Source organism: Streptomyces pyxinae, from assembly GCF_024756275.1.
GTDB classification, from domain to species: domain Bacteria; phylum Actinomycetota; class Actinomycetes; order Streptomycetales; family Streptomycetaceae; genus Streptomyces; species Streptomyces pyxinae.
Genome location: NZ_JANUGQ010000051.1, coordinates 1 through 10,547, shown reverse-complemented (window position 1 = coordinate 10,547; position 10,547 = coordinate 1). Strand labels below are relative to the sequence as shown.

General features: G+C 72.2%; 8 protein-coding genes. 4 read left to right on the top strand and 4 right to left on the bottom strand.

Annotation, left to right across the window (positions count from 1 at the left end):
• Window positions 1-1,913: 1,913 nt before the first annotated feature.
• Both NX801_RS30395 and NX801_RS30390 read right to left on the bottom strand, forming a co-directional pair.
• A complete protein-coding gene (locus tag NX801_RS30395; RefSeq protein ID WP_258791193.1) occupies window positions 1,914-2,168 on the bottom strand; it encodes a hypothetical protein in 255 nt (84 codons plus the stop codon).
• Window positions 2,165-2,545, bottom strand: a complete 381-nt coding sequence (locus NX801_RS30390) for a hypothetical protein (RefSeq protein WP_258791192.1) — start codon at window positions 2,543-2,545, stop codon at window positions 2,165-2,167. Before NX801_RS30390 ends, NX801_RS30395 begins: the two co-directional genes overlap by 4 nt.
• A 256-nt stretch (window positions 2,546-2,801) precedes the next feature.
• Here NX801_RS30390 and NX801_RS30385 point away from each other — a divergent pair, with 256 nt between their 5' ends.
• The 3 genes from NX801_RS30385 (at window position 2,802) to NX801_RS30375 (ending at window position 4,068) form a co-directional block, all read left to right on the top strand.
• Window positions 2,802-3,044 carry a hypothetical protein gene (locus NX801_RS30385; protein ID WP_258791191.1) on the top strand — a complete coding sequence of 81 codons (243 nt, stop codon included), beginning with the start codon at window positions 2,802-2,804 and terminating at the stop codon, window positions 3,042-3,044.
• Window positions 3,041-3,208: a hypothetical protein gene (locus NX801_RS30380; RefSeq protein WP_258791190.1), complete on the top strand. Its 168-nt coding sequence runs from the start codon at window positions 3,041-3,043 to the stop codon at window positions 3,206-3,208. The genes NX801_RS30385 and NX801_RS30380 overlap by 4 nt, the downstream gene beginning before the upstream one ends.
• 203 nt (window positions 3,209-3,411) lie before the next feature.
• Window positions 3,412-4,068, top strand: a complete 657-nt coding sequence (locus tag NX801_RS30375; RefSeq protein WP_258791189.1) for a hypothetical protein — start codon at window positions 3,412-3,414, stop codon at window positions 4,066-4,068.
• Between the two features lie 79 nt (window positions 4,069-4,147).
• Here the strand turns inward: NX801_RS30375 and NX801_RS30370 are convergent, their stop codons facing one another.
• On the bottom strand, window positions 4,148-4,315 hold the full coding sequence (locus NX801_RS30370) for a hypothetical protein (RefSeq protein WP_258791188.1): 168 nt from the start codon (window positions 4,313-4,315) through the stop codon (window positions 4,148-4,150).
• 282 nt (window positions 4,316-4,597) lie between these two features.
• Window positions 4,598-5,578, bottom strand: coding sequence for a bacteriocin fulvocin C-related protein (locus tag NX801_RS30365; RefSeq protein WP_258791187.1), 981 nt, complete (start codon window positions 5,576-5,578; stop codon window positions 4,598-4,600).
• Between the two features lie 579 nt (window positions 5,579-6,157).
• Here NX801_RS30365 and NX801_RS30360 point away from each other — a divergent pair.
• On the top strand, window positions 6,158-9,997 hold the full coding sequence (locus tag NX801_RS30360; protein WP_258791186.1) for an nSTAND1 domain-containing NTPase: 3,840 nt from the start codon (window positions 6,158-6,160) through the stop codon (window positions 9,995-9,997).
• Window positions 9,998-10,547: the final 550 nt, after the last annotated feature.

Sequence of the window (10,547 nt, the reverse complement as noted above, 5' to 3'; positions counted from 1 at the left end):
GACATCGCACGCCACCACGCTCAAGCCGCTGACTGGCCGTCCTGCCGCGAAGGCGGCGATGACGGCGGCATAGTGCTCGGTTGGCAGCGAATCCAAGTGAATGAAAACACGGCCTCTTGCTAGCATCAGCCCAGCTCAACAAGTGTCGGCCCCGCGCCCGCGGGGGTGCTCCGGACGCTCGGTCGTCGCGGCCGCCGGGTCGGAGGTCGGCCCCGCGCCCGCGGGGGTGCTCCGCGGATCTTGGCCAGCACCCCCGACTACTGGACGTCGGCCCCGCCCGGGCGGGGGTTGGTCCCCAGCAGCGCACGGCGGATCGGGTTGGGCGTCGCCGCTCCCCGCCGGGGCGGTAGCCCTCCGGCGGGGCCGCTCGCGGCCCGGCCTGGCGGGCGAGGCCGACGGCGGGGCGGGGGCGGCGGACGCCGTGACGGAGCCGGCCGTCACGGGCGCGGACGCCAGGACACGGACGGCGCGGACGGGCGCACCCCGCACCCGCTCGTTGGCCACCGCGATCAACTTCGGCACGCTCCAGCACAGCTTCGCGCCGACGGCCGGGGTGGCGGGTACGACGTCCAGGCGGAGTTGGGGCCAGGAAGGCGTTGTGCGCGGCAGCGTCCTTTACGGCCGGCGGGCCGACCGCTCCCAGGTCGGCGGGTCGGTCAAGTCGCCCCGATCAAGCTGCCGCGAGGAGACCGGCTTCGCCGATCGCCTCGATGCCTCAAGTCCTCCAGCCGGGCCTTCGCCGTCCAGGTCGGCGACTTCGGGCGCACGCCGGCCAAGGAGCCCGCGTCGCACGACACGGTGATGTGCCCGGCCAGCCCGGTGGCGTTGGCCCGCCGACCACCAGATGGTGACCGACGGCAGAGCGACGGCACCCCGCCAGATCCTGCTCCCAGGTGAACAGGCCCAGGACCAGTTCCAGGTCGTCGTCGCCGAGCTCCGGTCTTCGCGTGCGTGGCAACCGGTGGGCGATGTGCTGGAGCTGACCGAACTCCTTGCCGACCTGGAGGGGATGCTGGGAGAGGGGCCCGCGTTCGGCCTGGAGGACGGCGTGGCGGCGAGCGGGGGTGAGGTCGGCCATGTCGCGCTGGGCCTTGGCCAGCGGCGGTTCCTTCGGGCGGCGCTTTCCGGCCTCACGCGGCCGACCCGGGCCCAAGCATCCCTCGTGCAAGCACGCCAGGTGGCCTCGGATCGACCCCGCGGGAAAGCTCTGGTGAAGACCAGGCCCTGGTGGTCGTTCACCACGTCATCGGTCCCGCGCCTGCGGGATACGGGGGCGGGCAGTTCGACGAGTATCGGGACGGTCCGAGGTCAGCTCCCACGGCGCGGCGGTCCGCCGCTCCCCCGCCCGCGCGATGGCCGGCACAACCCGGGACGGCCTGGCGATGCGCGGCGAGCGTACGGTGGTAGCCGGGTGTGGCGGTCTCCTGGGTGCGCGGCCCGGGCGGGCAGGTCGCATCGGTCGGCTCGGGCACCGGGGACCGCGCTGGGCGCCAGGCTGCAGGCGGTCGTACGGCCGGTTCCAGGGCCGGAACAGCGGCGGCCGGGACGCCGTTCTCCCGCTGCGCGGCCACGGCTTCGCATCAGCCCGCCCCGGGCCGGGCGGGGCATCCGGGCACCGTACCTGTCAGCGGCCTGGCGCAGGAGCCCTATGGTGGTGGCCACCGTGTGCCGTACGTCCAGGTCGGCTGTCGCGCTCCCGCAGGTCCTCCAGGAACGCGACGGCTGCGTCGATCACCGATACCCGGCCGGCGCTGTGTCGAGGGCGGCCGGCGCGGCGGCCGCCCGCTCGGCCGGGGACGGCGGCGCAGCGGGGGCCGGGCCGGTGTTCTGGGAGATCTACGGTCTCGGTCTCCACCCCGCAACCGGGAGTGCGGACCAGCCCGGGGACACGAGCTGTCCACCCGGGGAGTGGTTCAGGGCCAGCCCAGGAGCCAGACGACGCGGACTTCGACCCGGGCGTCGATGACGCGGTATCCGATCGTGACCCCGGCGTCGGTCACGGCGAGTTTCCGCAGGGCGTCCGGCCCGGGACCCTCCGGCGTACCCACAGCCAGGGGGCTCGTGGACAGTTGTCCACGCATCGCCTCGTGGACCGCGCGGCGCCGCTCCGGGACAAGGCCTGCCAAGGCTTGGCGGGCCTGGGGGGTGAGGATGACCTTGTAGGTCACGCCGCCTCGCCCCCGTCCCGGAGCTCGTAGGTGTCGGGGTCGTAGCGGGCCATCACGACGTCGAGCGGGACGCCGTCGTCGATCCCGGCCTTGTCGTCGGTCACGGCCCGGACGATGTCCGGGTGGACCTTCGCCATCCACTCGACCCGGTACTCACTGATCACCTGCCGCACCGCGCGCAGAGGTTCCTCACCATCCTGGTGGAACGGCGCGGCCTCCAGCGCGTCGATGAACGCCGTCAGCACGCCGGGCCAGGGGGCGAGTGCGTGCTTCAGCTCGCCGATGCTCTGCGGCCCTTCGTCCGCATCCAGCTGGTACGGCGAGCGAGTCGGCACCCCCGGCCCGGCGGCCGACGGCGGTACGCGGTGATCACTCATCAGATGACCTTTCTGCTTGTCAGGGACGGCGTCCTCTCAGTGTCGGGCCGGAGCCGGTCCCGCCGTCCGGTCGTCACCCCAACGGATGACATGCCCAACCGCCCCGCCCCGCCCCCCGGGAGGCCGGCGGTCGGCCGCCCGGGGCCGCGGCGGCCGGGCCGGGTACCCGGGACCGCGCCGAGCGCCGGGATCCGCACGCTCACAGCCGACCGTACGGCCGGGTCCCGAACCGGAGCAGCGGTGGGCGGGCGCCTGTGTGCCGGACGGCCGGATCGGCCGTCCCTTCCTCCAGCCCCTCCAGGAGCGCGAGGGCCAGGCCGAGAACGTCTCCACGGGGTGGCTCGGGCTGTACGGCAAGCGCGGCACCGCCCTCACCCTCACCGCCACCGCCGACGGCGCGGTCCGCCCGGTGATACCGGAACGGCCCGCATCCCCCGCCGTGCCCCGGCCCGGGCGAGCACCGGTGAAGACATCGTGGATCATGACACCGAGTCCGTGACCGGCACCTACCCAGACGAGCCCCGCCTCGCCCTGCTCACCCGCGCCGAGGCCCGCCAGACGATCGAGTACCTCCAGCTCCTGGAGCAGTTCGATCCCGGCGGGCGCGGGCCGGCGGCCGGGCAACTCGCCGCCGACCTCGCCCGCCGCCTGCCCGCCCCGTGACAACGACCGAGGGGTGGACCTGGCCGGCCGCCACGACACAGCCACCCGAACCGATGCCGCCCGGGACCGTGGGGGTGGTCCGGCAGCCGAGATCCTCGCGGATGCCAGCATTTCCGCTTACCTGACCACCCGTCGGAAAGCCCGCCTCATGAAAGCGCGAGGCTAAGCTCGACCCCACCCCACCAGCGAACGGACCCCCCTCCATGACCAACGGCCTCAGCTGGATAGGCGCCCACGCCTACACCGCCACGCCCGTCCCCGGAATGCGCGGCGGCATCTCCCTCACCCTCGCCCGAGGCATCGACCCTGATGAGTTCCTCATCAACCTCGGGGCCGACCTCGACCAGCTCGCCGCCCGCACCCCGCTGGTCGAACTGCGTAGCCAGCCCACCCCGCCCGGCCACGACCCCACCCGCTACGCCTACGCGATGTACGGCAGCGAGGGTGAGTGGACCTACGTGCTGGAGAACGACCACGCCGCGACCTGGGCAACCGGCTTCCGCCGTGTCCCTTCGATGAGGCCCGGCCCGGGGGAAGAGATCCTGTGCGCCAGCCGGAACCTGTACAGCCCGCCCGCCGCGATCCTGCACGTCGAAGGCGACGAGGTGATACGGCGCGCAGAGTTCGGCACCACCACCGGCCACGAGTCGGCGTTGGACGCGGCGCTCACCGCCGCCGGTGCCGTCTTCCCCTCCATCCCCGACGCCACCGCCGACGAGGTGACCGCCTACTACGAACAGCACGGCGCGCGCCTGCCCACCCTGGTGTTCACCGCGCTGGGCGCGTACACGGGGCTGAGCATCGACCAGGATGCCGCACAGGCCGGGAATCTCCCCGCCGTTCACCTCCTCACTCCTTGAGCCGCACGCGCCTGCACAGCGGCTTCGGCCCCCACCCTGACGGTCAGGGTGGGGGCCGAAGCGTGTTGACGCTGGGGTGTTACTGCGCGACGAGTCCGCAGATCACGGGCTGACCGCCGCCGACACCGTAACGGCAGGTGCCGCCGTCATTCATGCGCGTATCCAGCCAGTACGCATCCTTGTCCTTGATGCGCATCTGCTTCATGAAGTTCGCGAAGTGGCCGCCCATGGATTCCTGGTTGTGCATGCCCGACGGACGGCGCCGTTGTCCTTTGCCGCTTCGCGGGCGGCGAGGAGGCCCTGGCGTGCGAGGCCGATGCCGGACAGCTCAGGTACCGCGTCCATGTGATCACCCTGGGGCCCCGTCCTCCAGCGGGCGGACGGCGAACTCGGGAAGATGCTGCCACCACAGGGCGGACTGGACCGGCTCGGGGCGGCCATGGATGCGCAGCTGCTCCAGCCAGGAGCAGCGGGCAGGGCAGGCGCTGCCTCCGCCGAGGCACGCGCCCGCCTTCGAAACGTGAAGCGGTCAGTTGACGCAGAGGCCATTGCAGACGTACTGCCAGAACGCACCGCACCCGCGATACATCTGGCATCCGCCTGCGCCGTACTGGCAGTGCGTGGCGTTCGTGCAGAGATCATCCTCGTCGGTGCAGGTGCAGGCACCGGCTGCCTCGGCCCGTGCGGCGGAGTTGCTCTCGGCCGGACCGAGGGCGCCGAGCATCGCCGTCGTGTCCGGGCGGCCGAACGCCTTGCGGGCGGCGCTGCTCAGCTCCTTGAGTTCGCGCGAGGCGGGAGAGTCTTCGGTGGCCGAGAAGTGCGCGGGAACCGAGGCCCAGGCCACCGCGCGTTCGTACACGGCAGACTGACGCAGCGACATCCGGGGACTGGTACTGCGGTAGCGCTTCAGGTGTTCGAGCCACAGACGACTCCTGGACGCGTCGCCCAGCTCCCCGTAGATGGCACGCCGGTACACGACCGGGTACCGCGTCAGTTCGTCGTAGGTCGTGGGCAGGTTGGCCTTGTTGCGCCGGGCCCACTCCAGGGCGGTGCGGCAGGAGTTCTCGGCGAATGCCGGTGTTTTGCCGAAGAGGACGATCCCGGCCGCAACCGCGGTGCCGGCTCCGAGGCGCAGGAACTGCGACCGTCCCACGACGTGGCCGCCCTCGCCGTGTGGGGGCAGGGGGCGGGTGCTCTCGTGCCGCAGCTGTCCCAGCCCACGCAGTACCGCCGCGGTCGACCGCAGCCCGAGTCGGCGCGTGAGCGGCAGGACCATCGCGGGTCCCGTCCAGGTGCGGACCCGCTCTCCCGTTTGCCGGAAGAGCATCGGCTTGCGGGTGGCGGTGGACGGTTCGCGCCATGCACGGAGGTCGGCATGGTCCAGGGGAAGGATCTCCAGTTCCTGTCCGGCGGCACGCTGCACCGTGCCGGCGATCTGCTGGCAGGTGGCACAGGTGGCGTCGAAGGCGAGGACCCAGCGCGGGCGTGGGCGAATAGCGGGCTGCTTCACGTTTCTCCTCCTGGTGGCAGGATCTCGACCGGGCCGGCCCCATGAGCTGTGCCCTGCGGCGGGCGAGGCCGTGGCAAGGTGCTTCCTTGGGCCCGATCCGCATCCAGTCGAGCAGCCCGAGACATTGACCGGTAGCGAGGCTCCGAAAGAAACCAGGGCGAAGTATTGTCCGGCATCGGGGCCGGTCGGCGGACAACGGGAACAACGAGGTCGGAGCGCTGCGGCCGACTACCCCCGCACTCGAACGGGCGTGGCGCGATCGAAGAGGTGAACGCTCCGCGACGGTTCGAGGCGGTGACCGCTGCGCCGCGCAGCTGGGCCGACGGTGGGTGATGACCGCGGGCTGCCGCCTCGCCCGGGGCCACGCGCGGTAAATCAAGTGCCAGCGGACTCTGCGGTCACCGTGCAGCACCGAGGCGAGGACGCACGGCGAGGAAGGCTGAAGCCCGCACACCCCGGGTCCCCTCTCGTCCCGGGCCGGAGGGGCCTCGGGCGCCGGCCGGGAACGCGGTTCCCTGTGCGGGCACGGCCGCGTCCTGCGATGATGAGGGGCAGGAACCGAGGCTGGGGGGCGTCGTCATGTCGCGCAGGGAACGGCCGCTTGACGAGGACGACGGCCCTCTGGTCCGTCTGGCCGGCGAGCTGCGGGAACTGCGGCGTCAGGCGGGTCGTCCCACGTACCGGGAGCTGGCTCGGCTGGCCGGGTTCTCGTCCTCGACCTTGTCGGCCGCCGCGGCGGGTCGCCAACTGCCCAGCCTTCAGGTCGTCGTGGCCTTCGCCCGCGCGTGCGGCGCGGATCCCGCGCTGTGGGAGGAACGCTGGCGTGCCACCGTGGCCGAACTGTCGCGCGCCCGGCCTGCCGAGGGGCCGGATGAGGCGGAGATGCGCCGAGCGCCATATGTGGGGCTGGTCGCCTTCCGGTCCGAGGATGCGCCGTGGTTCTTCGGCCGACAGCGGCAAACAGATCAGCTGTGCCGTCAGGTGTCCCGCAGCCGGTTCACCGTGGTAGTGGGCGCTTCCGGCGCGGGTAAGTCCTCCCTGCTGCACGCCGGGCTGATTCCCGCCTGGCGGGCGGTGCGTCCCTCAGGCTCGGTAATGACGTTCGTACCGGGGCCCGGGCCCCTGCGTGCCTGCCTGCAGGCACTGCGCGCACCGTGGGACGATCCACCCGATACCGGCGACGATCAGGACCACGGGACGGAGACGGCGCATCGTGCCGTCCTGCGGTTCATGGATGACATGCCCGGATCGTCGGAACTCCTGCTGGTAGTAGACCAGTTCGAGGAAGCGTTCACCTTGTGCGAAAACCCGCAGGAAACCGAGCGGTTCATCTCCGCTCTGCTCACGGCGGCACAGGCCTCCGGCAGCCGGTGCAGGGTCGTGGTGGCCCTGCGCGCCGACTTCTACGCTCACTGCACCGACCACGCCGGCCTCGCCGAGGTCCTGCGCGAGGGCCAGGTGCTGGTGGGCCCCCCGACCACGGAAGAGCTGCGGCAGGTCATCCTGCGGCCTGCCGCCCGGGCGGGTCTGACGGTCGAATCGGCGCTCCTCGCGGAACTGGTGGCCCAGGCGCGGGGGCAGTCGTGCGTACTGCCGCTGCTGTCCCATGCCCTGCGAGAGACGTGGCGCCGCCGGCGCGGCAATGCCCTGACGCTGGCCGCGTTCGAGGCGACCGGAGGCATGGAGGGGGCTCTCGCGCGCACCGCCGAGCAGGCATTCAGCACCCTGGATCCGGTGCAGCAGAGGCTCGCCCGCCATGTCCTGCTGCGGCTCACCGCGTCGGGTGAGGGAACCGAAGACGTCAAGCGGCGCGTCGACCGGGCAGAACTGCGGATGCGCGCAGGTGATCCGACACCGGTCCTGGAACACTTTGCACGCGCCCGTCTGCTGGTCCTGGACCACGACACCGTGGAAATCGCGCATGAGACACTGATCCGCCACTGGCCCCGGCTGCGCGACTGGCTGGCCGAGGACCGCGAAGGGCTGCGCCTGCACCGGGAGCTGACGCAAGCAGTTCGGCAGTGGGAGGCCGTCGGCCGGGACGCCGGCGCCCTGTACCGCGGGGTGCGGCTGGAGCGGGCGCACACCTGGGCGTCCGGGCGGGAACCCGAGGCCCTCAGCCGCGCCGAGCGGGACTTCCTCCTCGCGAGCCTCGACGCTCGCGCCCGGGAGCGGGCAGCCGCGCTGCGCAGGCGACGGCATCTGCGTGCTCTCCTTGCCCTGTTGACCTTCCTGTTGGTGGGCGCCGTGACCGCCGCCGTGCTCGCCGCCATTTCACGCGAGCAGGCCACCCAACAGCGCGACCAGGCGCTGTCGCGGCAAATGGCCCAGGAGTCACAGACCCTACGGAGGACAGAGCCTGCCGAGGCACTTCAACTGGCCCTTGCCGCTTACCGCATGTACCCGACGGATGCCGCGCGCGGGACGCTGCTCAGCATGTATGCCTCGCCCTACGCGCGCCAGATCAAGGGCGACGTCGGTGTCGAGGCGGTCGCCTTCAGCCCTCGTCCGGCTCCTGACGGGCTGCTGGCGACGGGCGATGCGAACGGTACGCTGAGGCTGTGGAATCCCACTGACCGTTCCCCGCGGCCAGTGCTCACCGTCAGGGGTGGCCCGGCCATCCGGTCGCTCGCGTTCAGCCCGGACGGCCGCACGCTGGCCTCGACGGACGCCCGGGGAACAACGATGCTGCGACACGTGCGCGCCGGGCGGCAGCTCGCCGAGCAGGCCATGCTGGTGCCACGCCACCCGGTGAAGTTCGATGCCCCCACCGCGGTCGCCTTCAGCCCCGACGGCCGGTTCGTCGCCGCGGCGGGCCCGGGCGGAGCCGTCTCCTTGTGGGCGGCCACCGCCGCAGGCCGACCGCCGCCGAGTGTCACTCTGGGCGACCAGCGGCGAGGCTTTTTCCAGGCCGTGGCGTTCAGCCGGGACAGCCGCAGCATTGCCGCCGCCGGAATCGGCGGCACCAGCGTGTGGCACCTCGGTCGCGGCACCGGTCTGCCGGACCGGCCGACCCGGTATCTGCCCCCGGCCACCGCTCTGGCCTTCTCCCCCCGCGGGAACACGCTGGCCACGGGCGGCAGGGACCGGCAGGTACGGATCCACGATCTGTCCGGTGCCGAGCCCCGCACAGCGGTTCGACTCACCGGACCCACCGACACCGTGCTGGCCCTGGCCTTCAGTCCCGACGGCGGCACGCTGGCCGGCACCGGCGTCGACGCCATCGTGAGGCTCTGGGACCTCGATACCGCCGGCATGCCGACGCGCACGCTGAACGGGCACACCGGTTACGTCAACTCCCTCGGCTTCAGCCCGGACGGCCGCACTCTGGCCACCGGCAGCGAGGACCACACCACCCGGCTGTGGGAGCTGCCCGGGCCGGCACTGGTCGGCCACGCCGACTCCCTCTACGCTGCCGCCTTCAGCCCGGACGGCCGCACCCTGGCCACCGGCAGCTACGACCACACCGTGCGTCTGTGGGACGTCGCTGGACAGCATGAGCGCCCTGAAGCCGTCCTGAGAGGCCACAGCGCGGCGGTCAACACGGTGGCCTTCGCCCCGCACCGACACCTGCTTGCCTCCGGCAGCCTCGACCGCACGGTCCGGCTGTGGGACATCAGCACGAGCGGCTCGCCGCGCCAGACGGCACGCCTGGACGCGAGCCGGGACACGGTCAACAGTGTCGCGTTCTCGCCGGACGGACGGTACCTGGTCACGGGTGGCGGTGATCGCACGGTGCGGATCTGGGACACCCGCAGCCCGCAGCGGGCACGACAACTGGTGGCACTCACCGCTCACCAGGACCAACTGGAGGCCGTGGCCTTCAGTCCCGACGGCCGTGTTCTCGCCACGGGCGCCCGCGACCGCACGGTCCGCCTGTGGGATGTGACCCGTCCGGACCGTCCCCGCGCGCTCCCCGTACTGACCGGGCACCACGACGCGGTGAAAACCCTGGCCTTCAGCCCCGACGGTCGCACCCTCGCCACCGGAGGCGACGACCGCCGACTGTGCCTGTGGGACATCACCCGCCCCACATCACCACAGCGGCTCCTGGCCGCACGCGGCGACTACCCGGGCGCAGTCAAGGCCGTCACCTTCAGCCCCGACAGCCGTCTCCTGTACACCGCCTACGATGACACCGTGCGCGTCTGGAACGTGCGCGATCGGCACCGTCCCGGAGAACTAGCCGAACTGCGCGGTCACAGCAGGCCTATTGACGCCCTCGCCATGAGCCCCGACGGGCAGTCGCTGGCCACCGGCAGCGAGGACCGGACCGCCCTGCTCTGGGACACCGACCCTGACCGGGTGGCCCACCGCGTCTGCGATACCACCGTCCCCTCCGACCTCTCAGCCGCCGATTGGCACCGCTATCTTCCCGACCTGCCCTACCGTCCCCCGTGCGGACAGAACACTGGCTGATCGAAGGGACCGGCCCCGGCCGGGCCAGCTCCGCATCGCCGCGCAGCATCCGGTCGGCGGTCAGCACGCGCTGGCCGCCGACCAACGGGCCCGGGCCGCATGGGTGCGCTGTCCGCGCACTCGCTCCCCCGGCCGCCACCTCACCCGGGGGAGCGAGTGGAGAGCCGGGCCCTGGCCGCCGGCCCAATCTCCATGCCTCCACCCCGACCTGGACGAGGTTCGGCCGTCCGGTGACCGGCCCGCCCGCTCGCCTCGGCCCGCTGCTGCCACCCCGGCTGCGCCGCCTATGCCCCTCGACCGAACTCGCTGGCTGGGACTCCGGCTGCGCGGCTGCCCGGCCTCGTAAAGGCGTACTTCTTGAGCGCCGACCTCGACGTCCTCGGTAGTCGACCGGTGGTTCCGGAGATCCTTGGGCGTAGAGGAGGAGAAGCAGTCCGGCGAGGCGGTCCTCGGGCTGAGAGTGTCGTCGTGCAGGAGCCGGCGTGCGACGTTCCAGCAACGTTCGTCGTCGAGTGACTGAGTGGTGCCTCGTCGCCCTCGGGTGAGGCCA

What these genes read in the sequence shown, in the direction of transcription:
- NX801_RS30375 (WP_258791189.1), top strand. Translation starts at nt 3,412, where the DNA reads ATGACCAACGGCCTCAGCTGGATAGGCGCCCACGCCTACACCGCCACG.
- NX801_RS30360 (WP_258791186.1), top strand. Translation starts at nt 6,158, where the DNA reads ATGTCGCGCAGGGAACGGCCGCTTGACGAGGACGACGGCCCTCTGGTC.
- NX801_RS30370 (WP_258791188.1), bottom strand. Translation starts at nt 4,315, where the DNA reads ATGCACAACCAGGAATCCATGGGCGGCCACTTCGCGAACTTCATGAAG.
- NX801_RS30390 (WP_258791192.1), bottom strand. Translation starts at nt 2,545, where the DNA reads ATGAGTGATCACCGCGTACCGCCGTCGGCCGCCGGGCCGGGGGTGCCG.